The organism is Thalassospira marina (genome assembly GCF_002844375.1).
In the GTDB taxonomy this organism is placed as follows: Bacteria; Pseudomonadota; Alphaproteobacteria; order Rhodospirillales; family Thalassospiraceae; genus Thalassospira; species Thalassospira marina.
Genome location: NZ_CP024199.1, coordinates 2,573,277 through 2,598,990, shown reverse-complemented (window position 1 = coordinate 2,598,990; position 25,714 = coordinate 2,573,277). Strand labels below are relative to the sequence as shown.

Sequence of the window (25,714 nt, the reverse complement as noted above, 5' to 3'; positions counted from 1 at the left end):
CAGGAACGAAACATATGTTTGATCTGACAGGTAAAACGGCACTGGTAACGGGCGCAACGGGTGGCATTGGCGGCGAAATCGCCAAGGCGCTTGCAAGTGCTGGTGCCAAGGTTGCCCTTTCGGGTACCCGTGCGGAACGCCTTGAAGCCGTTGCTGCCGAAATCGGCGAAAACGCCGTTGTGGTGCCGGGCAATCTTTCGGACAGTGCCTCGGTTGACGGGCTGATCAAGCAGGCAGAAGAAGCCCTTGGTGGTCAACTTGATATTCTGGTGAACAATGCCGGTATCACCCGTGACCAGTTGGCAATGCGCTTGAAGGATGAAGACTGGCAGGCGGTTCTCGATGTGAACCTGACCGCGGCCTTCAAGCTGGCGCGCAATTCCCTGCGTGGCATGATGAAGCGCCGTTTTGGCCGCATCATCAACATTACCTCGATTGTCGGCGTGACCGGGAATCCGGGCCAGACCAACTATGCCGCGGCCAAAGCCGGCATGATTGGCTGGTCAAAATCGCTGGCACAGGAAGTTGCCGCACGCGGCATTACGGTTAACTGTGTTGCACCGGGTTTCATTACCACGGCAATGACCGAAGAACTGGGCGATGCCCAGAAAGAAAAGCTGCTGGGCGGCATTCCTGCCGGTCGCATGGGCGATAGTGCTGAAATTGCCGCAGCGGTTTTGTACCTTGCAAGTAACGAAGCCGGATATGTCACCGGTCAGACCTTGCATGTAAATGGCGGAATGGCGATGATTTAACCCGTTGCGGGTTGCCTGCTTTTCTGTTTAAAAGAGGCCGCTATACCAAATTACCGGAACCGGCAATTACGGTTGCCGGTTTCCACGGTCCCGGTTCGCACCAGAGAGGGCGAACTTAAGGATAAGTTAAACTACTGACAGAGAACCTATTGAAGGATTTAAGCTATGAGTGATGTCGCAGATCGCGTGAAGAAGATCGTTGTCGAGCACCTCGGTGTTGAAGAAGACAAGGTCACGGAAAACGCCAGCTTCATCGACGATCTGGGCGCCGACAGCCTGGATACCGTCGAGCTGGTCATGGCGTTTGAAGAAGAATTCGGCGTTGAAATTCCCGACGATGCCGCTGAAAAAATTCTGACCGTCAAAGACGCGATTGACTTCATCGAAAAGGCAAACGGCTAATTTTGCTGTTTGACGCGGGCGCCAGAGGCATCCTCGGGCGCCCTTTTCGTCTTTGCAATTTTCATAAAATAAAGGCGTAAAGCGGGATGAGACGCGTAGTTGTAACCGGTATTGGCGCAGTCACGCCTGTCGCAAACGGTGCCCGTGCTACCTGGCAGGGGCTGCTGAACGGAAAATCGGGCATCAAAGCTATCGATAATTTTGATGTGTCTGATATCCCCGCCAAGATTGCGGGTATGGTTCCGCGTGGAACGGGTGCTGACGAGTTCAATGCCGAAGATCATGTTTCCGTCAAGGACATGAAAAAGATGGACGATTTTATCGTCTATGGCATTGCTGCTGCTGACCAGGCGCTTGCTGATTCCGGCTGGGCGCCGGAAGAAGAAGAAGACCGCGAAGCCACTGGTGTCATGATCGGTTCAGGCATTGGCGGTTTGCCGCGTATTGCTGAATCTGCCGAATTGCTTGCCGAAGGCAAAATTCGCCGTATCAGTCCGTTCTTTATTCCGTCCTGCCTGATTAACCTGGTTTCAGGCCAGGTTTCGATCAAGCATGGCCTGAAAGGCCCGAACCATGCCGTCGTTACCGCATGTTCTACCGGCGCACACGCCATTGGCGATGCTTCGCGCCTGATCATGCTTGGCGATGCCGACGTGATGGTTGCAGGTGGTGCCGAAGCCGCTGTTTGCCGCCTGGGTATGGCTGGCTTTGCTGCTGCCCGTGCGCTTTCGACCGGCTATAACGACACCCCGACCGAAGCTTCCCGTCCGTGGGACGAAGGCCGTGACGGTTTTGTCATGGGTGAAGGTGCCGGCTGTGTCGTGCTTGAAGAATACGAGCATGCCAAAGCCCGTGGCGCAAAAATTTATGCCGAGATTGCCGGTTATGGCATGTCTGGCGATGCGTATCACATCACTGCCCCGGCATCGGATGGCAATGGTGGTTTCCGCTCCATGCGTAATGCCCTGCGTAATGCAGGCATCAATCCCGAGCAGGTTGACTATGTCAACGCGCACGGTACGTCCACCCCGCTGGGTGACGAGATTGAGCTGGGTGCAGTGAAACGCCTGTTTGGTGATGCGATCAATTCGGTTTCCATGTCTTCGACCAAATCGGCAACCGGGCATCTGCTGGGTGCGGCTGGCGCGATTGAAGCTGTCTTCTCGATCCTTGCGATCCATGAAGGTGCTGTACCGCCGACCCTGAACCTGAACAACCCGTCCGAGGCTTGCCTTGGTGTTGATCTGGTTCCGCTGGAAGCCAAACAGCGCAAGGTCAATTACGCTTTGTCGAACTCGTTCGGCTTCGGGGGCACCAACGCATCGCTGGTGTTCAAATCGGTCTAACAAGTCAGTAGGGGAACGCATTGCGGCGTTTTCTGCTCTTACTTGGTATGTTATGTATCACCGCTGCGTTCGCTATCGGGGGCGCGGCGGTGTACGTATATATCGCCTACACTTCGCCAAGCCGCCTTGCACAGGGCATTGACATTGTCATCCCGCAGGGGACTGGCGTGCGCCAGATTGGCGCCATCCTTACCCGCCATAAAATCGTGTCCGACCCGCTGATCTTTCTGGCCGGTGTACGTGCAGCCAACCTGGATCATTCCTTGCAGGCCGGGGAATATCATTTTCCCGCCCGGGTCAGCCCGCGGCAGGCTGCTGAAATTCTGGCATCGGGTGAAACCGTTAAACGGTTTGTGACGATCCCGGAAGGATTGCGCAGCGTCGAGATCGTAAACCGCCTGGACCGTGTGGACGGGCTGGTTGGCTCGATTGATAGCGTGCCAGATGATGGCACTTTGTTGCCCGAAACCTACCAGTTTTCCTATGGCGATTCAAAACAGGGCATTATCGACCGGATGCGCACTGCGCAGGGCGAACTGCTTGAAAAACTGTGGCCCAAGCGGGCGGCTGATTTACCGTTTGAGACGCGCGAACAGGCCCTGACCCTGGCATCGATTGTCGAGCGCGAAACAGGCGTTGCCGCCGAACGCGCCCGTGTTGCTGGTGTGTTTGTCAATCGCCTGCGTCAGAATATGCGCCTGCAGTCCGACCCGACCGTGGCTTATGCGGTTAGCCCGGACATGCCGCTTGACCGGCCGTTAAGCCGGGCTGATCTGAAGTTTGAAAGCCCTTACAATACCTATGTTGTCACGGGCTTGCCGCCAGCACCCATTACCAATCCGGGCCGCGAGGCGATTTATGCGGTACTGCATCCTGCCGCAACCGACGAAGTTTATTTCGTTGCCGATGGTACGGGGGGCCATGCTTTTGCCCGGACACTTGATGAACATAATCGTAATGTGGCGCGCTGGCGTAAATTGCGGGCCCAGGATGACAATAACTGATCCAGTGTCCTTGCGGGTATTATGATGAAAAAGGCGCGTCTTTCGCATCAGGAAAGACGCCCCTTTTTTTGTGTTATCCTAGCTAGGTGGCTGATTTCAGCCGGTACAGTGAAGTTGCTTATCCATTCTGCTGTGCAGACTTTTTGGGCAGGCGCGCTGTCAGGCGTTCAAAAATGACCGATGGCAGGTGTTTAAGCAGGCTGGTTGCCATATTCATTTGCCAGGGGAAGGCGATGATGGCGCGGTTTTTGGTTAGCCCGCGATCAATGATTTTGGCTGCCTTGGCAGCCTCCATAAGAAACGGCATGCGAAAGCTATTGGCATCGGTGATGCGGCTTTTTACAAAGCCTGGGCAAATAACATTCACCCGGATGCCATCACGTGCAAGGTTGCCGCGCAGGGCCTCGCCATAAATGCGGATGGCGGCTTTGCTGGCACAATAGGCTGGCGCGGTCGACAGGCCCCGCCAGGATGCCTGAGAGGACATGATGGCAATTTGCCCGCGCCCGTCATGCTTCATGACTTCGATGGCCGGATCGATGGTGTTTAAAACACCGTCGACATTGGTTGCCATGATCTGACGGACCTGGCCGGACGTTTCGCCGCTACCACCACTGCCAGCTGAAATTCCGGCATTGGCAATTACAAGGCTAAGCGGCATGATACCGTGGCATTTGCTGACATATTCATGCATGACACCGGCATCAGTGACATCAAGGATATCGGCAAAGACATTGGCGCCTGCTTCGCGGCAGTCATTTTCAACCTGTTTGAGGCGGGGCTGGTTACGACCACTGATAAACAGGGTGACACCAGGGCGCGCATAATGCCGCGCCAGTGCCGCCCCGATACCGGAACTGGCACCTGTGATCAGAATTGCGTTATATTGCAAAGACATGCGAGGACGTATTCCGCTTTGTTAATGGCGCATTTTTTGCGTTTTAAGGGTGCAGACTTATAAATTTGGCCGACATGTCGCGCGGGCAACCTGCGATATCAACCGAATTTATGAATCTGCACCCTGTAACTGGCGCGAAGATGGGGGATGATTGGGGCATCAATATGAATGCCACATGCATAATCCGTGGGTTTTGAAAGTGACTTATCCTTGGCGGGATCACGTTGCGACGTTATAAAACCCCACACAATTTAACAGGATGGACAGCAGCATGACCGTTTCAAGCATGACCGGGTTTGGCCGCGCCGAAGGTGCAGGCGAGGGATTTGCCTGGGTCTGGGAACTTCGCAGTGTGAATGGCAAGGGACTCGATGTGCGTGCCCGCCTGAATGGTGCTGAACGCCTGGAAGCCCCTGTACGTGATGCGGTTTCAAAGGCTTTCAAACGTGGCAATATCGGTGTCACCCTGAATGTGACACGGCCGGGGGAAAATACCAGCTACCGCATCAATCGCGATCTTTTGGCTGATCTGGTCCGCCTTGCCGAAGAATTTGATAATTCCAGCAAACTGGCAGCTGGTACGATTGCCGACCTTTTGAATGTACGCGGCGTGCTGGAAGCCGTTGAGCAGACCGAAGATGATGCCAGCCGCGAAGCCCGCGAGGGCGCGATGATGGCAACACTGGACACTGCGATTGCCCAACTGGCGGAAAACCGCGATGCCGAAGGTGTAAAACTGCAGGAATTGCTGCAGGGCCATATTGAGCGTATTGAACAGACAGTGGTGAAAGCCGAAAGCTGTGCCGGTGCGCGGGCAGAGGCGATCCGTGCGCGGTTACAGCGCCAGATTGGCGAAGTGATGGAGGCGGGGCAGTTTGATGCTGATCGTTTGCATCAGGAAGCTGCCCTGTTGGCAACCAAGGTTGATGTGCGTGAAGAAATTGACCGTCTGAAAGCCCATATCGCAGCGGCGCGCACCATGATTGGCAAGGGTGGGGCGATTGGCCGCAAGCTTGACTTCCTGTGCCAGGAATTTAACCGCGAAGCGAACACCCTGTGTTCCAAAGCAAATGATATCGAGCTGACAGGTTGCGGTATGGACTTGAAGGTGATTATCGACCAGTTGCGCGAACAGGTACAAAACGTCGAATAACGGTTGGCGAAAGGTTTGACCAATGATTGATTCGCATAAGCGTCGGGGTGTCATGCTGGTTTTCTGTGCGCCATCCGGGGCAGGAAAAACCACAATTACCCGCCAGTTGCTTGAAAAAGACGACCATATTTCGCTGTCTGTTTCGGCAACCACCCGTGCCGCGCGCCCGGGCGAGGAAGAAGGTGTGCATTACTTCTTCAAGTCTGTTGATGGCTTCAAGCATATGATTGCCGATGACGAGCTGCTGGAATGGGCCGAAGTCTTTGGCAATTATTACGGAACGCCGCGCCAGCCGGTTGAAGAAGCGCTTTCTGCCGGGCGGGATGTGCTATTTGACATTGACTGGCAGGGCGCACGTCAGTTGCGCGAAAAAGGCGGTGATGATGTTGTGTCGGTGTTTATTCTGCCGCCATCGTCAGCCGAACTGGAACGCCGCCTGCGCGACCGCGGGCAGGATGCCGACGATGTGATCATGAAACGCATGGCAAAGGCAGGGGCCGAAATCAGCCACTGGGAAGAGTTTGACTATGTGCTGGTCAATGATGACCTGGAACAGTGCCTTGCCTCTGTCGAGCATATTATCGGTGCGGAGCGGGTAAAGCGCGAACGGCAGATGGAATTGAATGCCTTTGTTAAAAAGCTTCTGACCGACTGACCCATAATTTCGGGCCATGCTGGTGATCAATAAATCCCCCTGATGTCAGTGTCATAGGGGGATTTCTTTTAAAGGCTGTCATAAATCCGGGTCAGGCGGACAAAATCGGTGACGGATAACTCTTCCGCGCGGGCCGTTTCGGCAATGCCCGCCTGTTCCAATAATGCCAGAACGTCGATGTTGAGGCTTTTCAGGCTGGCACGCAGCATTTTCCGCCGTTGTCCAAATGCTGCCTGGGTTACTTTTGCCAGGCTATCAAGGCTGATATTTTCGCCGCGATCCACTTTGGGGACCAGTTGGACGACAGCCGATGTGACCTTGGGCGGCGGGGTAAAGGCACTGCGATGCACATCAAACAGAATGTCGCAATCGCACAGATACTGGCACAGAACCGATAAGCGGCCATAGGCCTTGGTCTTCGGTTTTGCCACCACTCTTTCGGCAACTTCTTTCTGGAACATCAGGGTCAGGCTGGCAAATTCGTCTATTTTTTCCAACCAGCCCAACAACAGCAGCGTGCCCACATTGTAGGGCAGGTTTGCAACGATTTTACGTGGTGCCGGGCCCAGCGTGGTGACGTCGACTTCCAGCGCGTCGCCATCGATCACATGTAGGCAATTTGGATAATGATTGCTGATTTGCGTTAATACCGGTTGGCAGCGCGGGTCACGCTCGATCACCGTTAAATTTTTGGCGCCGTTAAACAAAAGGGCGCGGGTCAGGCCGCCGGGGCCCGGACCAATTTCAATTACAGTGGCGGTGTCAAGCGGGGCGGCGGTACGCGCGATACGACCAGTCAGGTTCAAATCAAACAGAAAATTCTGGCCGAATTTCTTTTGGGCCGAAAGGCCGTGTTCGGCGATGACTTCACGCAGGGGCGGTAGGCCGTCATTGGCGAGCTTGCCGGTTGCCTGTTCTGACTGGGATGAAACATCAGTCATGTTTGATATCCATGCTAAGGCGATTGTGTGCCATGTCACCGGCCATTTTCAGGGCGGCCATCAGGCTGTCGACCCGGGCAACCCCCTTGCCAGCAATATTCAGGGCCGTTCCGTGGTCGGGCGATGTGCGGACAAAGGGCAGGCCCAGTGTGACATTGACGCCGCCATGAAAATCCAGTGTTTTAACCGGGATCAATGCCTGGTCATGATAGGGGCACAGCGCCACATCATATTCGGCGCGGGCTTCTTCGTGAAACATGGTATCTGCCGGCAGGGGGCCAACGACATTGTAACCCTCTGCCTGCAACTGCTTGATGGCGGGGGCGATGATGGTTTGTTCCTCAGTCCCCATGGCGCCGTCTTCGCCCGCATGGGGGTTAAGCCCGGCAATGGCGATGCGTGGCTTTGCCAGTCCGAAATCACGCGTAAGGTCACTCGCCGTTATGCGGGTTAGTGCGATAATCAGGTCAGTGGTCAGGACCGATTGTACTTGCGACAGGGCAATGTGGATGGTCATGGGGACAACGCGCAATTTGCTGTTTGCCAGCATCATGACCGGCAGGGTGCCGGGACCGGCCAGTTCGGCCAGAAATTCAGTATGGCCAGGATGGCTGAAACCAGCCTGATAAAGCGCGCTTTTTTGGATGGGATTCGTCACAACGGCTGATGCCACGCCTTGCCGGGTAAGGGCAACGGCAGTCGTGATGCTGTCGATCACCATGGCGGCCGTACTGGCCGAAGCAACACCTGGCGTTACAGGGGCCCCATTATCAGTGATCTCAAGAACGGGCAGTCCCTTTGCGAAGTTTTCGGCTGTTTCGTTGATGTCCCGGATGGGGATGATCGGGACGTCGTAGCCGAGAATGCCCGCATATTGTGCAATGATGCGGGCAGGGGCCAGCAGGCAAAAGGGCAGCATGTCGCTGCCCTGATGTGATGCGGTTTTACCTGCTATCTGATAGGCCTGCCAGGCTTTCAGTGCGAGTTCCGGCCCGATGCCGCCGGGATCGCCAAGGGTCATTGCCAGAGGTTGTGGCTGTAGGTTTGCCATTGGCGGTCTCGCGTCAGGTTGGGTATCGGTTAGATACGGATATCAATAAAGGCTTCGCGGCGCAGTTCACGCAGTTTACGGCGGGCTGCAATTTCAAGGCGGTCCATTGACAGGCGACTGCGAATGGTTTCACGGTCCGGCAGGGTACTTTGAACCGTTTTGCCGCACAGCATCACTACAAGCGCGCCGCCATCAACACGAATGACATTCGATGTCTGGCCTTCTTTAAGCTGGCTGACGGCATTGGCAACGGTCCCTGAAAGTTCCTGCGGGGAAATACCCTTGGTACGGCCGCTCAGGTCCGAGCCAAGATCAACCGCAATATTGGCCATGGCTTCACAGCTTTGTGCCGTGCTGCGTGCATTTTGCAGGATGCCGACCTTGGTGCGAATTTCATCTTCGGTTGCGTTCTGGGCAATCGGAATAAACAGCTGATACAGGTCCAGTTTGACATCACGATCGGCGTTGGTGTCACCCTGGGCTCGGTCCAGCAGTTTCAGGATATAGAAACCACGAACGGTACGGATCGGCATGCTGATCTGGCCGGGTTGCATGTTGCTGACAGCGTTTTCAAGGGTGCTGTCCATTTCACCAGACGACATCCAGCCAAGGTTCCCGCCATTGGCCGCGCTGGCATTGGCAGAAAACTGGCGGGCCAGACCCTCGAAGCTTGCACCATTGCGAAGGGCGCCAATAATTTTGCGCGCATCGTCCAGGACTTTGTTTTCTTCCTGCGGGTTATCAATCGGCAGGAAAATTTCCTGAACATTACTGCGCGGTTTGTCCTGGTTGCGTTTGATGCGTTCAAGGACGTCGTCAATTTCGCTTTCGGAAATTTCAATGTCACGGCGCATCGAACCAAGGATTTTCTGCCACGCAATTTGCGGGCGCAACTGGTCCTGCAGGGATTCCAGCGGAATGCGGTTTGCCTGCAGATAACGTTCCAAGCCCCCCGGAGGCATGCCGGAATTCTGTTCGACAGATGCAACTGCGCGTTCCATATCGGCATCGCTAACAGTAAAGCCGCGGCGTTTTGCTTCCTGCATCTGCAGGGTTTCATCAATCAGCTGATGCAAAATCTGCGGGATCATTTCCCGGCGGCGATCTTCGGTCAGTTGAATGTTCGATGTGGTGGCAACCAGATTCAACCGGTCAATCAGGTCAACAACCGAAATCGGCTGGTCATTGACAACAGCAGCCAGACCAATGGTCGATTGGGCGCGGGCCTGCCCACCGGGAAGGGTCAACAGAACAACGCCAAGAAGCATCGCACAAAGCCGAAGCGGTCTGGAAATGTAAGGTCTCATATTCTGTTAAAGTCCTGCTTGGGAGGCAAATTCGCCCAGTGTCTTGAAGACGAGGCGGAACATGATTTCGTCAGACTGTCCAAGATCCTGATCCTGGTAAAATGTCCGGCGTACACGTCCGTCGAAAATAAAGCACTCGTCTTCGTACTGAAAGCCGATACCGTATTCAAGGGGGTCGCCGTTCTGATCAAGGTCAAAACGACCATATCCGTTACCCGACCAATAGTCGTTAAAGCGGTGTGTTGCGTTGAAATACAGTTCTTCGCGGTCGTTGAATTCTTCCGAGCCGGCATTTTCCGTAAGCTGCAAATAGCTCAGATCAAGGCGCAGGGTGCGTTCTTCGCCCACACTTGCGGCCAACTGGTTGCGGCGCGGAGAGAAATCGCTGCTATCAAGACGGAAACGATAGGTTAAATCGACAAACTGGTTCGGGGCAACCGTAACGCGACCAACATAATCCGAAAGATGTTTATCAAGGCCGGAACCGTCGGCAAATGTGCCGTTATCTTCCAGGCGGTAGCTTTGGCCAAACAGAGCATTGGTATAGCCCCCATTTTGCCCGTAAATACCCCATTCCATGCCGTAACTGGCACGCAAACCGTCTTCAACCTTGTCAAGCCCGCCATAGCGGTCATGGGAGAATAGGTTGATGTCATCAAATTCGAAGGATTGCGAATCTTCGTTCGGAATTTCATCCGGGTTACCGCCATTGGGTGACCATGCCACCATGGCAATCGGTTTGATAACCTGATGATAACCGCCTTCGTCGCGCACAAACGGCATGTTCCAGTCAATGGCGGCGAGCGGTACGGCACGCCCGGCATAGCCAGTGTAATCTGACTGGCCGCTGCGCGTTACGTTGTTGACCATGTAGCTGTCACCACGCATCGAAAGCGTGATTTTGGTGACATCGCCGTAATCGCCGATATGTGGCAGTTCCCAACCAACTTTGCCGGAAAGGCGGTTGGAATCTGCGCCCTCACGGCGCGACAGCGATAAGGCATCAAGGTCGAGCGTGGTATAGGCACCAATGGCATCGGGTGTGGTGCGGGCATGGTATTGGGCATGGGGAAGTACCAGCGGGCTGGTTGCCCGGCTGTCTTCTTCCTTCAGACCCTGGAAGTAATAACCATCGATACGGCCGTAATTTTGCGCGCTAAACCGTTCGCCAAACAGGTTTGATGTCAGGACAGAGGGGGAGCCAAAGCCATATCGTGACATATAGGTTTTGCTAGAAGCCTGTTCGGCATCAAAACCCCAGCGCCAGTTTTTGTCGATATCAAAACGGCCGTCGGCATCAATGTGGCCCTGCCAGCCATCATCGCCACCATCGGTGATGCTATCAATGATATTCAAATTGCCTGTATCGAACTTGCGACGATATTCCGATGCCAGAACCGGGCCCTTTTTGGCTGTGACGATGGGACGCAGCGTCAGGTCGCTTGATTTATCAATGACCCAGTAATAGGGCAGTTCAAATCTTGCGCCAACGTAACTGGTGCTGCCGAACGTTGGCGCAAGAAGGCCAGACCGCCGTTTTACTGTGGGATCGGGATGGCTGAAATAGGGGCTGTAAAGGATTGGCACGCCTTCAAATTCAAGGCGCGCATCCTTGTATTCGATATTCTGGCCTTTCTGGTCATGGGTGACCCGGGCGGCCTTGATGCGCCATAGCGGCGGTTTTTCGGGGTCGTCTTCGCAGACTTTACAGGGCGAATAAACGGCTTTGGCAAGTTCGGTGAAATTGCCTTCACTGCGGCGTGCACCAACACCAGCCAGACGGGTATGGTCATCAAGCAGGACGTAAATGTCTTTGATGATGCCTTCCTTGAAGTCGCCCGTAAGCTCGACATAATTGGCGAAAACCACTTCGCCCGTCGGTTCAAGCATTTTGACATTACCCGATGCCGAAACGACATCCTTGGTCATGTCATAGCTGACGGTATCGGCCATCAGAACACGGTTATCGCGCGAAATTTCAACATTTCCGCGAGCGGTAACCGTTTTCAGATCGTCGCTATAATCCACTTCATCGGCAGAAAACAGAAGCGGGTTTTCCTTATCCGTTGCAGGATCGGCATTGCTGTTACTGCCGTTCTGGTTATCGGCATTTACTGCTGGCTTCGTAGCGTCTGTACCCTGGGCGTAAGAGATGACAGGTGTCATGGCCGAGACCATCCCCCCGATCATTCCCCATACAGCCAATGCTTTCAGACTTCCCCCTGACAAGTCCGCCATCTAGTTAGCCATCCTCCAGATGTAACAATGTCGATATTCCCAGCAATGCGGAAATACCAGCTGGTGCCCACGCGGCCAGGGCCGGGGGCAACCCACCCGAAACACCCAGTGCAGAAGCAACGTCGGTAAAGAAATACAACAGAAAACCTGTGGTAACACCACCACCGATAACAAGAGACACCCTGCGGCGTCGAGAAAATTTAAGGCAGAAGGCCGCCGCAATGAGAACCATGGCACATAACAGTAACGGCCGGGACAGCAGACCGTGAAAATGGATCAGGTGCCGCTTTGCATTGAAACCCGCGCGCTCCAGCAAATTGATGAACGGCTTGAGGTCCCAGAATGACATGGTATCGGGCGAGGCAAAGCTGTCCTGAATTTTGCGGGCTGTCAGGTTTGTCGGTAGTTCCAGGTCCTTTGCAAAGGTGCTTTTCTGGCCGGGAACAAAGCTCCAGGCATTGTAAAAATGCCAAAGCCCCGGTTCGAGAACAGCGCGCGCAGAATCGATGCGTGAGGTAAAGTCATCGAGGTTTTCAAAGCGAAATACCGTGACATCGCGCAGGTCGATCCGGTCTTCTTCCTGGGACTGTACCGTGCGGGCATAAATCACCGCCTGGCCATTTTGCGTGCCCTGACGCAACCACAAACCACTGGAAGACAGGTTCATGACGCTTGATACGCCCTTAAGGTAGCGGGAATCGAGCTTTTCGTATTTCTGCAGCAAAATCGACGATAACGGGTTTAATGCCGTGATCTGGATGGTGCCAAGCAGGAAGGCACACAGAAGCGGCGGCAACAAAAACTGCCAGGCAGATACGCCAGCTGCGCGCGTCACCACCAGTTCCTGGTTTCCTGTCAGTTTCCAGAAGGAATACATCGAGCCAAACAGGACCCCAAAAGGCAAAACCTTTTCGGTCATGAAGGGAATGCGCGCCATTGCCATTTGGGCAACGATGGTAATGGTCGCATCCGGCCGGCTGCTGGCGCGGCGCAGAAGTTCGATCATGTCGCCAATAAAGATAAGGCCGACAAGCAGGACAAGAATGGCGAGAATGGAATAAAGCACATGGCGGCCGAAATACCATGTGAGAAGCGGAGAGACCCTCATGATGCGGATCCTTCCTCGGTGCTGCAATCGTTGCGGCGCGCCAGCGTTATTTTAGGCCCCCGGAAGGTCCAATAAAGACCACCCACAATCGGCAGCAGTACATTCAGATACATCAGCACGATAAAGGCCGGGTTTTTCGCGGCAATATTTTTAAGTGCAATTGATGCCGCCTCGCAGCCGATCATAAGGGCAATGGCGATAAGTAGGCGTGAATGCTGGGTACGGCGCGAAAAGCTGCCTGAAACCAGAACCGCAAGTGCAAGCGATGCAAAGCCAACCGCATAAAGCGGGGAAATCAGCCGTTCATGCCCTTCGGCGCGATATTTGCGAATGTCCTGGGGTTGGATATCAGGCGGGTCGGCCGTTAAAAGGTTGCCAACACTGCGTTCGCGCGCTTCAAGATAACGCAGCGACGGGTCATCAATATCTTCGGCGATATCAACGGCATATCGATCAAAATACAGGATCGACATGGTACCGTCTTCGGTATTCACTTCCTGGCGGTTGCCATCAAGCAGCACAATGCGCGGGCCTTTATCGGTGCGAACCAATGCACCGTTTTTCGCCATCATCGTGCTTTGCGCCTTTGGATTGCGAGCATCGTGAACCAGAATGCCCATCAGTTCGTTATCCTGCCCGACTTCGCGCACATAGATCGTTAATCCGTCAATATCGGTGAAGCTGCCTTCCTGCAACAGAACCGACGAATAGTCGTTCCGGATGGTATATTGCAGTTCTTTGAATTGACGATAGCTGTAGGGAAGATAATAGAGCGTTAAAAAATATCCAACGCCAGCAACCGCGATTGCCAGGATAATGGCCGGTTTTGCTAGCGCCCACTGACTTAGCCCTGCTGATCGCATGACGATCAGTTCGCGATCCTGGATCAACTTGTTATAGGTGAAAACCACCACGAAAAACAAAGCAATCGGCAGGATGATTGTCAGGAAACTGGGCAGCAGCAGGGAGGTTAAATGCAAAAAGACCGAAATCGAAAGACCCCGGTTTACAATCATTTCCACGAAACGCAGGCTTTGCGACAGCCAAATGACACAGAGCAGGCCCAGTGTCACAAAAACCATCATGATAAGCTGCTGTTTGAGCATATATCGGGTCAAGCGATTCATCGGGCGGATTATAGAGAAGCCGATAAAAACAGAAACAGGAAATTGGCTGAAAATTTCCGTATTTTTTCGTATTTACCAAATTGAAGGCTTGCCAAGCAAATTTGGCTTGTTTTGCAAGATGCTATCGCCTGCGTGGATCGTTCAAAATCCTGTGTCCGCCATCAAATGATGTGGGTTGGTGCCCTACAAAACCCGATGGCGGACATATCGTTGCCAGCCTTTCAATCGGTAGCAAAGGCTGTTTCAATTTCCATTATAATGTTGCCCGGCTGCCCCGAAATTGCTGGCTGCAGGCAATGATGAATCTGCGAATGCAGCATTTCACATTCCGGCAAAATCTGGGTGACATAGAAAGTGATCGATGCCTGCTTGCGGGTGATGAAAGCCGAGGAATAGTCGCCACGGGCCGTATCAAGGGCGACCTGTGATCGGGCCATCAGCCACCCACCACAAATGGTGGCAAACAGGCGCAGATAGGGGCTGGCGACGGTTTGCGCTAGATTATGGTCATCGGTACAGGTATCGAGGATCTGTTTTGTGCAGGTTTTTAGCTGCGATATGGCTGTGCCAAGCGATGGTTCAAAGGCATTGTCTGCAATATCGGTGGTGATCGTGTCCATCAAAGCAAAGGCCGCAGCACCCTGGTCACGCAGAAGTTTGCGGCCAATAAGATCAAGTGCCTGAATGCCGTTGGTGCCTTCATAAATGGGGGCGATACGGGCATCGCGCAGATGCTGGGCTGCACCTGTTTCCTCGATAAAGCCCATGCCACCATGGACCTGAATGCCCAGCGACGCATTTTCCACACCCAGATCAGTCGACCAGGCCTTGACCATGGGAATAAGCAGGTCAGCACGCGCCTGCGCATTGGCTGCGATAGCAGCGTCGCCATGGTGGTGCGCGATATCAAGCTGGTTTGCGGCATAAAGGGCAAGGATACGGGCAGCTTCGGTGCTGGCTCGCATGCGCAATAACATGCGCGCAATATCAGCGTGATGCAGGATCGGGGCCGGAGCGCCGGTCTTGGTGTCGCGCCCCTGAATGCGGGTTCTGGCGTAATCCAGTGCCTGCTGATAGGCGCGTTCGCCAATGGCAATGCCCTGTTGCCCCACGGCAAGGCGCGCATTGTTCATCATCGTGAACATGGCAGCCAGGCCATTGCCTTCCTTGCCAACCATATAGCCAACGGCACCTTTATCGTCACCAAAGGACAGAACCGCCGTCGGGCTGGCATGAATGCCCAGTTTGTGTTCCAGCGATACAACGTGAACGTCGTTGCGCTGGCCCAATGTGCCGTTTTCATTACATAGATATTTGGGCACAATAAACAGCGAAATGCCCTTTACCCCGGCAGGGGCATCTGGTGTGCGGGCCAGAACCAGATGAACAATATTGTCCGTCAGGTCATGGTCACCATAGGTGATGAATATTTTTTGCCCGCGAACAAGCCAGTTGCCATTTCCATCGGGTTCGGCGCGGCTGCGGACCTGTGCCAGATCAGACCCGGCCTGTGGTTCCGTCAGGTTCATGGTGCCGGTCCATTCACCGGAAATCAGCCTTGTCAGGTAAAGGTCCTTTTGGACGGGCGAGCCATGGGTGGTCAGAAGCTCGATTGCGCCAGCTGTTAACATCGGGCACAGGGCAAATGCCATGTTGGCCGAATGCCAGAATTCGGCGACGGCAGCACCAATGGTCAGGGGAAGACCCATGCCACCATGATTGGGTGATGCCGATATACCTTGCCAGCCGCCATCCTGAAAATGGCGATAGGCATCCTGCCAGCCATCCGGCGTTTTTACACTGCCATCAGATTGCAGATGCGAACCCTGTTGATCGCCCGTGCGATTTAACGGGGCAAGGTGGCCCGCTGCGAGTTTTCCGGCCTCATCAAGGATGGCGTCGATGGTCTCGGGGGTGGCATCGGCAAAAGCAGGGATTTCTGCAATGCCATCAAGGCCGATAACGTGACGAAGGATGAAGCGCACATCGTCAATCGGCGGCAAATAGTCAGTCATGAATTATGACGTCTCCCTAAAATCAGTGAGGCGCCCGCTCGGATGTGCCACGGTCTTTTGCCGGGCATCAATTGTTGCCTACAGCATAATCAAGCCACGCACGGAATTCGAGTCCATATTGCTATGCGTGTGATCGGAAATTTTGAGCGGTGAAATACCGACTTTGGAACGGGTTTATTTGCAGTTCTTTCAGACCTATATGTTGCCTTGCCGTAATTACGATATATTTGTCTGTAGTGTTTGGTTGCTTAAATGTGATCTGAAATGTGTGCCAATGCGCAGTTGTCGACTGCTTTGCTTGCATGCGCAGTGTGTCTTCACCCAATGGTGCGTTTCGATCACATTTACGCGTCTTTGCCCAAAAATGTCAGCTTCCGGGTCGCGTTTGCGCGATGAAGGATATAAGGTCTGACAATATTTGACTTTCATAACAAGGAGCAGGCGGTGCTGCGGAAGGGAATTTTGCCAATCGTTTTCGGGATCATCATTGCGTTTGCCGGAACACGATTGGTGGCCTGTGCCGGTCCGGTATGGGCCAATCAGGATGAGCAACGCTTCCTTGATGCCTATCGTGACTATGTCGATGATAACGCGACGGACGACCAGCTTGACCGGGCAGATAACCTGTATATCGAAACGGTACAGGTCCTGCGCGAAAACTATGTGTTCGAGGTTGATACCAACAAGTTTGTTGATGATTCCATCGCTGCCCTGCCAAAGCTGGAGCTGAAAGACAAAAGCCCTGAAAATGTCGTTGGCGAAGTGCTGGATCAAAGCCTGCATGACCTTGATCCACACAGTGCTTATATGTCGGAAGATATGTTCAAGCGCCTGCAGGAAAGCACCGAAGGCAGCTTTGCCGGTGTTGGCATTGTTATTGCGCAGGATGAAGACAAACAGATCCGTATTGTTTCACCGATTGACGATACACCAGCCGCGCGTGCCGGCCTGCAGCCCAATGACCGTATCGCGACCATTGACGGCCACGATATGAAAGGGCAGCCGATCGCCGAGGCCGTGCGCCTGATGCGCGGCCGCGTGGGCGAGCCGGTGACACTGGGCATTTTGCGTAAGGACAAGAATTTTGAAGTCATCATTCGCCGCGCCAAGATCGAGGTGCCATCGGTTACCGCAGCGGTGATTGACCATGATATTCCCTATATCCGTGTTTCGCGTTTTGACGCCAATACGCTTGAGCAGACGCAGGATTACCTGCAGCAGCTTAAAAGCAGTGTCAGCAATCCACGTGGCATTATTGTCGATTTGCGCCGTAATCCGGGTGGCTTGCTTGATTCCGCGGCTGACATTGCCGATCAGTTCCTGTCAAAAGGTTTGATTGTGGCGACCGAAGGCCGGGGCGAGCGCAAGATGCGCACCTATGAAGCAGATCGCAGCAGCTATTTTGATGGGACGCCGATGGTTATTCTGCTGGATCGTGGTTCGGCATCTGGTGCGGAGCTGATGGCAGCCGCATTGCGTGAAAATGGCCGTGGCATCATCATTGGTGAACGGTCCTTTGGCAAAGGGTCGATGCAGCGCATTTTACCGCTTTCGGGCGGTGGTGGGGTTAAAATTACCACCGGCTATTACACTACCCCGGAAAACCACATTGTGCAGGGTAATGGTGTGGTTCCTGATATTGAAGTGCAGCTAAAGGATGCCGAGGAATTCGATCGCGAGATCGACCTTGCCCATGCATTGCCGCCGCGCCGCCGTGACCCGCGCAAGACGATTACATCGGTTGCTGCTGACCAGTGCGCTGCCGATATCGAGATTGACCGTCTGGGCAAGGGTGGCTTCAAGGCCGAAGACCAGGCACCCAACCCGCAAACCGAAGAAATTGAACCCAAGGATGGCGACCATACCAGTGATGCAGAAGGGGCCGAAAATGGAGAAGCCCCGCATGATCAGGTTTTGGAATGTGCTGTTGGCTACTTCAATGACGGTATGCTGGCCCAATATCGCAATCAGGTTGAACCCCTGTTACGGGCTGGCCTGTAAGGGCCGGTTTAACCGGGTTTAGAAACGAAAATAGCGGCATCCTCATCGGACGCCGCCATTTTTATGTTTGGGCACTACAAAAAAGGTGCGCACAGTGTGCAAGCACGGATTGCCTTAGTCGTTTGCCAGCAGGTGGATCAGGCTGGATGTATCCCAGCGATTGCCGCCACGGCCCTGTATCTGGGCATAAAACTGGTCAACCAGGGCGGTAACCGGCAGGCGTGCGCCATTGCGGCCCGCTTCGTCAAGGCAGATGCCTAGGTCCTTGCGCATCCAGTCAACAGCAAAACCGAAGTCGAATTTGCCATCAACCATTGTCTGGCCACGGTTTTCCATCTGCCAGCTACCTGCGGCACCTTTGGAAATCACATCAATTACCTTGGTCATATCAAGGCCGGCTTTGGTGCCGAAATTCATGGCTTCGGACAGGCCCTGGACCAGGCCGGCAATGCAGATCTGGTTGACCATTTTGGTCAACTGGCCACTGCCGCTTTCGCCCAGGAGCTTGCAGGAACGGGCAAAGGCATCAATGATCGGGGCTGCCTTGTCAAATGCGTCCTTGTCGCCGCCGCACATCACGGTCAGAACACCGTTTTCGGCACCGGCCTGGCCGCCGGAAACCGGCGCATCAATAAAGGAAACGCCCTGTTTAGCCGCGATTTCATAAAGTTCGCGCGCGACATTGGCCGATGCGGTGGTGTTATCAACCAGAATGCTGCCTGACGCCATACCTGCCAATGCGCCGTCCGGCCCGGTGATGACGCTGCGCAGGTCATCATCATTGCCAACGCAGCAAAATACGAATTCGGCACCCTCAACGGCCTTGGCCGGGGTTTCGGCAAAGGTGCCGCCAAATTCGCCAGCCCATTTTTCGGCTTTGCTGCTGGTACGGTTATAGACGGTGACGCTGTGACTGGCCTTTTGCAGGTGACCGGCCATTGGATAGCCCATAACACCCAGTCCGATAAATGCACATTTGGCCATGATGCGGCCTCCCGTTTAATGGTTTTTCCTGCGTCTTATAAAGGCCGGGGCAGGCGGGGTTGTCAATGCACGGGAAGTCGGTAGGGAAATGCGTTAGCGTGTTTTTTGAAACCACACCAAAGACATCGCGCATTCTGGTTGCGGTGTTTGGGCGCAACTGCGCGGCGCGGTTTGCTGGCACGGGGCCGATGAATGAAATGATGGTAAGATGAAAAAGGGAAAACCCGATACAGCAACACTCTTTTGGTTGCGGTATCGGGTATATGTGGGGCTAGGGTTAGTCTTCGATGCCCAGTTCCTGATCAACATTGCGGATGATGCGCGGGTCATATTGCAAAAGATCGGGCAGCTTGCCGTGATAATCAAACTGCGAGAGAAAATAGCGGATCGCATTGATCCGTGCGCGTTTTTTATCGTCAGATTTAATGATCACCCACGGGCAGGCCTGCGTGGAAGTTGCATAAAACATCTCTTCCTTGGCCTGGGTGTATTCATCCCACAGGTTTTGTGATGCCAGATCAACCGGGCTGAGTTTCCATTGCTTCAAGGGGTCTTCTTGGCGCTGGGCGAAGCGGCGGGCCTGTTCATCCTTGCTGACCGAGAAATAGAATTTGGTCATTGAAATGTGCGAGCGCAGCAGCATGCGTTCAAGTTCAGGCACGGATTGCAAAAATTCGCTGACTTCAAACCGGGTGCAAAAGCCCATAACCCGTTCGACCATCGCCCGGTTATACCAGGACCGGTCAAACAGAACAATTTCACCGCCCGATGGCAGATGCTGCATATAGCGCTGGAAATACCATTGGGTGACTTCGCGATCGTTGGGTTTATCGAGCGCAACAACCCGCGCACCGCGCGGATTAAGATGTTCGGTAAACCGTTTGATTGTACCGCCCTTGCCTGCGGCATCCCGCCCTTCAAAAATGATCAGGGCCTTTACCTTTTCGCTTTTGACCCAGTTTTGGAATTTCAGAAGTTCAATGTGAAGCGGTGCGATCAGTTCCAGATATTGTTTGGTCTTGATCTTTTTAAGCGGTTCATCGGGGGAGTCTGGCAGGTCTGCCGGGATGGCAACACTTTTATGAATCACATGGGTTGCACGTTTGGCGACAACGGCGGCTTCTTTTTCGGTTTTGGCGGTGTCTTTGCGCGCCATTTCAACGTCATTTTTGCGCTGGGCGCTGGCATTATCGTCATGTTTGTCTTTGTCATGATGGTGATGTTTGCCCTTGCCATCATCAAGGCGTTCCATGGTCAGGCTTTCGGAATCCAGCAACATGTGATCGCGGGTTTCGCTATCAAGGCCCTGCAGGTCGGGGTTGCGGTTGGCATGGCTGCGGCTGTGCTGGGTTTTATGCACGGCCTGATCAAGCGCCGGGGTGCCATCGTTTTTTTTGTCGGAAGCTGTTTTTTTAGGCGCCGGCTTTTGCTTTTTGGCCATGTCTGATCCTTTCCGTGGCGGACAACGGCGGCACTATGCGCCGCCGCATACAATTTTACGAAACAGGATACGTATTCTTTTCAACCAGCCGCAAGCAGACAGATCAATTTTTCAAATGAAAGTTCCAATGCGATGATTTTGCGTAATCATCCTCAACATCATAGCGCGACAGGCCAATATCGGCCAGTTGCCGGTTATTCATCACACGCACATCCAGCCGTTTCTGGCGGCGCGCGGTAAGGCGTTGGGCCAAAACATCAAAAAAGCCATTAACGCGATCAAGAAAGTGGTTCAGCCCGCCAGTTATAAATGTGCGGGTGCGACGAAACACAACATGAATGACGTATTTAACGGTGAGCGCAATTTTGGGGCGGACATATGTGACGGGCTTTTTTGTCGGGCAACTATCGGCAGTGTGGCTAATGGGGATGTGGCAGGGCATCTTTCTGAACTCCATCCCGCAAATCGGGAAATGCGGGTTATCATGTGTGCTGGGCTGATTTTTTGTCCAGAAAACGCCAGGTGACAAACTATATATTCTGGGCCTATATATTAGCCTGGCTAATGGTGTGTTGGTATGCCTTGGTTCGCCCGGAGTCCCGGTTAGCCATCCATCATATTATGGGGATAAAGATGCGATTACCGCCATTACAGGCTTTGCGCGCATTTGACGCCGCCGCCCGGCATTTGAATTTTACCCGGGCTGCCGAAGAACTGTTTGTGACACAGGGCGCGATCAGCCAGCAAATTCGCCAGCTTGAGGAATATCTGGGCTTTCGCCTGTTTTTTCGTTTGCCACGACGGTTGCAGCTGACGGATGAAGGTGACCGGCTGGCGCGCGCCACCAGCGAGGGTTTTACCCGTATTGCCGGGGAAATTGAAAGCCTGCTGGCGGTGGAAGAAGCCGGGGTGGTAACGGTCAGCGTTTTGCAGTCTTTTGCCGTAAAATGGCTGATCCCGCGATTGGGTCATTTTCGCAATGAACATCCCGATATTGATGTGCGGATCCATGCCGATGACCGGCTGGTGGATTTTCGGACCGAAGGGATTGACCTGGCCGTGCGGTTCGGACGGGGGCATTACCCCAACCTGTATACCGAACTTTTAATGCGTGACGAGGTTTTCCCCGTTTGCAGCCCGGATTATCTGGCATCCAGCCCGCCTTTGTGTGTGCCAAAGGATATTGCCGGGCATCGATTGCTGCATGATGCAACATCGGACGCTGATAAACCGCGCGCGGCGGACTGGCGCTTCTGGCTTGATGGTGTGGGGGTAACCGGTATCGATCTGCGCCGGGGTTTGCGGTTTAACAGTGGGGATATGGTTATTCAGGCGGCCCTGATGGGGCAGGGGGTTGGCGTTGCCCGCACATCACTTGCCGCCCAGGATTTGAAGGTGGGGCTGTTGGTGCGCCCCTTTCCGCAAAAGGTGGCGTCAAGTTATGCCTATTATGTCACCTGCCCGGAAGAAAACCTGAACCGCCCACGGGTGACAGCCTTTATCCGCTGGCTGAAAAAGGAAGTTGCGGTAACCCTGAAAGATATCGAGGAAAACCAGCCAGCAATTGCAGCAGGATCGCCCAATCATTTGTAGGGCGATATGTAGCGACATGGCATTTCGGTACAGGGTTGATGCGGCCCTAGATCAGGCCGAGATCTCGCAGTTCCATGGCCATGTCTTCGGGTAGGGCATCATCGGTGCCGCCTGTTTTGGCATCGGGCGGTGTTTTGTCATCGGCAAGGTAACGCCAGCCCTGAAAAGCGCGAAACGGGTAGGCAGCCGTTTCAACCAGATTGTCATCCAGAACAATGCGGCAATGTTTGATACCGGCCTCGTCGGTGAATTCTTCCAGATCGATCACGCGCTGGCGACAGCGAATGGCGCCTTTGATCACCCAGTAAATTGACCCACCATCGAGGACTTCGTCCCTCCGCTTCGGAGTCATGCGGGTGGTGTGATAGATACGGCCATAGGTCTGGCGCATATATTCCTGCCACTGGCGCAGTGTTTCCGGGCTTTCGGTGCCGACACTCAATTTGATCAGGTTTTGGGGCATGGGGGCTGTCTGTTGGTGAAGCAGTCTTTGCACTAGCCGAGGGGGCGGGGAACGTCAAGGTTTGCCAATAATAACATATTAAATTTGTTATTTATGGTATTTAACAAAAAAACTTGACCATTAACGTGCAATCAGCCAAATTCTACATAATAAAAGCCCGGTTCAATGCGGGCCCCCACGAGAGATTTACTGTCTGAGAGAACCCAATGTCCTTGCAAGTTGTTACGGCAAACCGGCTTGATGATGGCCTGGCTGTCTTTATGACGGCTGATGATGGCTGGAGCACAGATATCCGTCAGGCCGTTTGCGCCGAGGATGCCCAGCAGGCCGACGCCCTGCTGGCGCGGGCGGATACCGAAAAACAGCAGATCACGGTTGTAGGGCCGTATCTGATTGATGTTGCAAACGAAGATGGTGTGCTTGCGCCGACCAAGTACCGTGAAGTTTTGCGGACACAGGGGCCAAGCGTGCGCACCGATCTTGGTTATCAGGCGGGATAAGGAGGATACATCATGTATCGTTATGACGATTTTGACCGCCAGCTTGTTGCGGAACGCACCGCACAGTTTCGCGACCAGGTAGCCCGCCGTCTGTCGGGTGAGTTGACCGAAGACCAGTTCAAGCCGCTTCGTTTGATGAACGGTGTCTATTTGCAGCTTCATGCCTACATGCTGCGCGTTGCCGTGCCTTATGGCACCATGAATGGCGATCAGATGCGCAAGCTGGGCTATATCGCGCGCACCTATGACAAGGGCTATGGCCATTTCACCACGCGCCAGAACATCCAGTTCAACTGGCCGAAGTTAAATGAAATTCCCGATGCGCTGGATGATCTGGCAACCGTGGAAATGCATGCCATTCAGACGTCAGGCAACTGCATTCGTAACACCACGACCGACCAGTATGCCGGTGCCGCAGCCGACGAGATCGAAGATCCACGGCCTTATTGCGAACTGATCCGCCAGTGGTCAACCTTCCATCCGGAATTTACCTATCTGCCGCGCAAATTCAAAATTGCGGTGACGGGGTCGCCCAATGACCGTGCTGCCGTGCGTGTGCATGACATTGGCCTTCGCATGCATAAGAACGATGCTGGCGAAACCGGGTTCGAGGTGATTGTCGGGGGCGGCCTTGGCCGTACGCCGTTTGTTGGTAAAACCGTTCGCGATTTTATCGGCAAGAATGACCTGTTTTCGTATCTGGAAGCCATTTTGCGTGTTTATAACCGCTTTGGCCGCCGCGATAACAAATACAAGGCGCGTATCAAAATTCTGGTGCACGAGGTTGGTGTCGAAGAAATCGGTCGCCTGGTAGAAGAAGAATGGGCGAAAATCAAAGACGGTTCTTTGCGTGTCAGCGATGATGAAATTGCGCAATATATCGCGCAGTTCGCCCCGCCTGCCTTTGAAGACCTTTCGGATAACGACCCGGAATTTGAACGCCGCAAGCGGGCCCATCCGGATTTTGCCGCCTGGGTGCGTTCCAACGTGATTGCGCACAAACAGCCCGGTTACGCGATTGCCAATATTTCACTGAAACCGATTGGCGGCATCCCTGGTGATGCCACGGCCGAACAGATGGAACTGGTGGGTGATCTTGCCGATCAGTACAGCTTTGGCGATGTGCGTGTGACCCACGAACAGAACCTTGTTTTGCCGCATGTTAAAAAGGCCGCGCTGTTTGCCCTGTGGGCCGAACTTAAAAATGGCGGACTGGCAACGGCCAATCTTGGTTTTGTGACCGACATTATTGCCTGCCCGGGGCTGGATTATTGCGCGCTGGCAACGGCACGTTCCATTCCCCTGTCACAACGTATTTCCGAGCGGTTTGGTGATCTGGACCGCCAATATGATATTGGCGAGCTGAAGATCAAGATTTCGGGCTGCATCAATGCCTGTGGCCATCACCATGTTGGTCATATCGGTATTCTGGGCCTCGATAAGCGCGGCAAGGAATTTTATCAGATCACCCTTGGTGGCGATGCCAGCCAGGATGCATCGATTGGTAAAATCGCCGGTGCTGGTTTCTCCGAGGCCGAAGTGGTGGATGCCATTGAATCGCTGATTACGCGCTATATCGACATTCGCAATGTTGGCGAACGTTTCATCGATACCTACCGCCGTGTTGGCATGGACCCGTTCAAGGAGGTGCTTTATGGCGATCGTTAAAAATGACAGCGTGATCGAAAATGAATGGGTCACGCTTGATGACGAGGCATCGGTGCCTGAAAGCGGTGCAAATGTGCTGGTCAGCCTGACCCGTTTCAAGGCTGAACGCGAAACCCTGGTTGCGCGCAATGGCGGGCTGGGTGTGCTGCTGGTTCCTGGTGATGCGCCGGAAGATCTTGCCGATGATATCGACCGTTTTTCGCTGATTGCTGTGAAATTCCCGGCTTATACCGATGGCCGTGGATATTCCTATGGTCGCGTTTTGCGCGAACGTTATGGCTATCAGGGTGAAATGCGTGCCGTTGGCGACGTGTTGCGCGACCAGATCCTTTATATGCATCGCTGTGGTTTTGATGCCTATGAACTGGCTGATGATGCCGACGCTGCCCTTGAAAAGGTGCGTGCGGCCCTGCGGGATATGACGGTTTATTACCAGCCCACCGGTGATGGCCGGGCAACGGCCGGGTCCCTTCGGGATCGCCGCCGTACAGCCCTTGGCGATGCTGCCTCCTGATTTTATCAGATAAACTGCCGACGAAACTGATGGGTACCCTCCTTTGGGTGCCCATTTTTTTGTGCCTGAATCGATTTTTCCAACCAAAGGCTGGTGGGAACAGCGACCGATTGTCCGGGATCGGGCCTTGGTAGAAAGATGGATTTTTATGGGGGACACATTTTGGTGACGTGGATGGAGATCGTTTTCTATCTTTGGTGTTTTTGATGTTGATTTGTGAGAGTGGTGAGATGCAACTTTTGGTTGGTATATCTGGAAATAGAATTTTCTAAAGTGCCGCTGGATCAGTGAAAATTTATTGCTGCCGGGCGTTTTGAAACACAATTGCCGGGAGTCGTTTTTATCAACTCTGGATTTCTTTTTGTCAGGTGGCTGAGCTGAAAAATTGATGTTCCAAAGTGTAGCCCCTAAGTTGCGATTTCTAAAGGCGAATGAAATTTTTACTATACAAAAGAATGGCCTAATAAACAGATTGTGATCTATTTCACTGCCAAAATCCAAGATCAGGTGGACAATAACTATACGATGAGATAGTTCGGCCGCGTGGGGC

23 protein-coding genes are annotated in these 25,714 nt (G+C 53.7%); 11 read left to right on the top strand and 12 right to left on the bottom strand.

All coding sequences use genetic code 11. The annotated features are described in order from the left end of the window. Positions 1–14: 14 nt before the first annotated feature. The 4 genes from fabG (at position 15) to mltG (ending at position 3,507) form a co-directional block, all read left to right on the top strand. A complete protein-coding gene (fabG, locus tag CSC3H3_RS11845; protein ID WP_101264392.1) occupies positions 15–755 on the top strand; it encodes a 3-oxoacyl-[acyl-carrier-protein] reductase in 741 nt (246 codons plus the stop codon). Positions 756–920: 165 nt separating this feature from the next. Further along, a complete protein-coding gene (locus CSC3H3_RS11840; RefSeq protein ID WP_073956513.1) occupies positions 921–1,157 on the top strand; it encodes an acyl carrier protein in 237 nt (78 codons plus the stop codon). Between the two features lie 86 nt (positions 1,158–1,243). Continuing rightward, positions 1,244–2,503 (top strand): beta-ketoacyl-ACP synthase II, encoded by a 1,260-nt coding sequence (fabF, locus tag CSC3H3_RS11835; protein WP_101284940.1) that lies wholly within the window; start codon positions 1,244–1,246, stop codon positions 2,501–2,503. 89 nt (positions 2,504–2,592) lie between these two features. After that, entirely contained in the window at positions 2,593–3,507 is a 915-nt protein-coding gene (mltG, locus tag CSC3H3_RS11830) for an endolytic transglycosylase MltG (protein ID WP_342751293.1), read from the top strand. Between the two features lie 118 nt (positions 3,508–3,625). Here the strand turns inward: mltG and CSC3H3_RS11825 are convergent, their stop codons facing one another. Further along, on the bottom strand, positions 3,626–4,405 hold the full coding sequence (locus CSC3H3_RS11825) for an SDR family NAD(P)-dependent oxidoreductase (protein WP_101284938.1): 780 nt from the start codon (positions 4,403–4,405) through the stop codon (positions 3,626–3,628). Positions 4,406–4,676: 271 nt separating this feature from the next. Here CSC3H3_RS11825 and CSC3H3_RS11820 point away from each other — a divergent pair, with 271 nt between their 5' ends. Next, positions 4,677–5,558, top strand: a complete 882-nt coding sequence (locus CSC3H3_RS11820; RefSeq protein ID WP_101264388.1) for a YicC/YloC family endoribonuclease — start codon at positions 4,677–4,679, stop codon at positions 5,556–5,558. Positions 5,559–5,580: 22 nt separating this feature from the next. Next, on the top strand, positions 5,581–6,213 hold the full coding sequence (gene gmk, locus CSC3H3_RS11815; RefSeq protein WP_101264387.1) for a guanylate kinase: 633 nt from the start codon (positions 5,581–5,583) through the stop codon (positions 6,211–6,213). Positions 6,214–6,281: 68 nt separating this feature from the next. On the opposite strand, the gene rsmA is transcribed toward gmk, so the two are convergent. From rsmA to CSC3H3_RS11780, 7 genes are all read right to left on the bottom strand, one after another. Next, positions 6,282–7,154, bottom strand: a complete 873-nt coding sequence (rsmA, locus tag CSC3H3_RS11810; RefSeq protein ID WP_101284937.1) for a 16S rRNA (adenine(1518)-N(6)/adenine(1519)-N(6))-dimethyltransferase RsmA — start codon at positions 7,152–7,154, stop codon at positions 6,282–6,284. Further along, positions 7,147–8,205, bottom strand: coding sequence for a 4-hydroxythreonine-4-phosphate dehydrogenase PdxA (gene pdxA, locus CSC3H3_RS11805; RefSeq protein WP_101284936.1), 1,059 nt, complete (start codon positions 8,203–8,205; stop codon positions 7,147–7,149). Before pdxA ends, rsmA begins: the two co-directional genes overlap by 8 nt. Positions 8,206–8,234: 29 nt before the next feature. Continuing rightward, entirely contained in the window at positions 8,235–9,473 is a 1,239-nt protein-coding gene (locus tag CSC3H3_RS11800; RefSeq protein ID WP_245881098.1) for a peptidylprolyl isomerase, read from the bottom strand. Positions 9,474–9,518: 45 nt separating this feature from the next. Beyond that, on the bottom strand, positions 9,519–11,678 hold the full coding sequence (locus CSC3H3_RS11795; protein ID WP_101286211.1) for an LPS-assembly protein LptD: 2,160 nt from the start codon (positions 11,676–11,678) through the stop codon (positions 9,519–9,521). Positions 11,679–11,754: 76 nt separating this feature from the next. Next, positions 11,755–12,858: an LPS export ABC transporter permease LptG gene (gene lptG, locus CSC3H3_RS11790; RefSeq protein ID WP_101284935.1), complete on the bottom strand. Its 1,104-nt coding sequence runs from the start codon at positions 12,856–12,858 to the stop codon at positions 11,755–11,757. Beyond that, positions 12,855–13,964, bottom strand: coding sequence for an LPS export ABC transporter permease LptF (lptF, locus tag CSC3H3_RS11785; protein WP_101286210.1), 1,110 nt, complete (start codon positions 13,962–13,964; stop codon positions 12,855–12,857). The genes lptG and lptF overlap by 4 nt, the downstream gene beginning before the upstream one ends. A gap of 242 nt (positions 13,965–14,206) precedes the next feature. Then, positions 14,207–16,000, bottom strand: a complete 1,794-nt coding sequence (locus tag CSC3H3_RS11780; RefSeq protein WP_101284934.1) for an acyl-CoA dehydrogenase — start codon at positions 15,998–16,000, stop codon at positions 14,207–14,209. A 444-nt stretch (positions 16,001–16,444) separates the two neighbouring features. Between CSC3H3_RS11780 and CSC3H3_RS11775 the strand changes: the two genes are divergently transcribed. After that, complete coding sequence (locus CSC3H3_RS11775; RefSeq protein WP_245881096.1) at positions 16,445–18,001, top strand: S41 family peptidase; 1,557 nt, start codon at positions 16,445–16,447, stop codon at positions 17,999–18,001. Between the two features lie 114 nt (positions 18,002–18,115). Here the strand turns inward: CSC3H3_RS11775 and CSC3H3_RS11770 are convergent, their stop codons facing one another. From CSC3H3_RS11770 to CSC3H3_RS11760, 3 genes are all read right to left on the bottom strand, one after another. Continuing rightward, on the bottom strand, positions 18,116–18,985 hold the full coding sequence (locus tag CSC3H3_RS11770; protein WP_101284932.1) for an NAD(P)-dependent oxidoreductase: 870 nt from the start codon (positions 18,983–18,985) through the stop codon (positions 18,116–18,118). Between the two features lie 277 nt (positions 18,986–19,262). Then, a complete protein-coding gene (gene ppk2, locus CSC3H3_RS25010) occupies positions 19,263–20,426 on the bottom strand; it encodes a polyphosphate kinase 2 (RefSeq protein WP_245881095.1) in 1,164 nt (387 codons plus the stop codon). Between the two features lie 103 nt (positions 20,427–20,529). Further along, positions 20,530–20,868 carry a DUF1127 domain-containing protein gene (locus tag CSC3H3_RS11760; RefSeq protein WP_157831884.1) on the bottom strand — a complete coding sequence of 113 codons (339 nt, stop codon included), beginning with the start codon at positions 20,866–20,868 and terminating at the stop codon, positions 20,530–20,532. A gap of 191 nt (positions 20,869–21,059) precedes the next feature. Here CSC3H3_RS11760 and CSC3H3_RS11755 point away from each other — a divergent pair, with 191 nt between their 5' ends. Beyond that, positions 21,060–22,019, top strand: coding sequence for a transcriptional regulator GcvA (locus CSC3H3_RS11755; RefSeq protein ID WP_101284930.1), 960 nt, complete (start codon positions 21,060–21,062; stop codon positions 22,017–22,019). 46 nt (positions 22,020–22,065) lie between these two features. On the opposite strand, the gene CSC3H3_RS11750 is transcribed toward CSC3H3_RS11755, so the two are convergent. Then, complete coding sequence (locus CSC3H3_RS11750) at positions 22,066–22,482, bottom strand: DUF1489 family protein (RefSeq protein WP_101284929.1); 417 nt, start codon at positions 22,480–22,482, stop codon at positions 22,066–22,068. Positions 22,483–22,688: 206 nt separating this feature from the next. On the opposite strand from CSC3H3_RS11750, the gene CSC3H3_RS25005 reads away from it, so the two are divergent. The 3 genes from CSC3H3_RS25005 to CSC3H3_RS11735 are packed head-to-tail and all read left to right on the top strand — an operon-like array spanning position 22,689 to position 25,164. Beyond that, on the top strand, positions 22,689–22,982 hold the full coding sequence (locus tag CSC3H3_RS25005) for a DUF2849 domain-containing protein (RefSeq protein ID WP_101264376.1): 294 nt from the start codon (positions 22,689–22,691) through the stop codon (positions 22,980–22,982). A 12-nt stretch (positions 22,983–22,994) separates the two neighbouring features. Beyond that, positions 22,995–24,650 carry a nitrite/sulfite reductase gene (locus tag CSC3H3_RS11740; RefSeq protein ID WP_101284928.1) on the top strand — a complete coding sequence of 552 codons (1,656 nt, stop codon included), beginning with the start codon at positions 22,995–22,997 and terminating at the stop codon, positions 24,648–24,650. Beyond that, positions 24,637–25,164, top strand: a complete 528-nt coding sequence (locus CSC3H3_RS11735; protein ID WP_101284927.1) for a DUF934 domain-containing protein — start codon at positions 24,637–24,639, stop codon at positions 25,162–25,164. Before CSC3H3_RS11740 ends, CSC3H3_RS11735 begins: the two co-directional genes overlap by 14 nt. Positions 25,165–25,714: the final 550 nt, after the last annotated feature.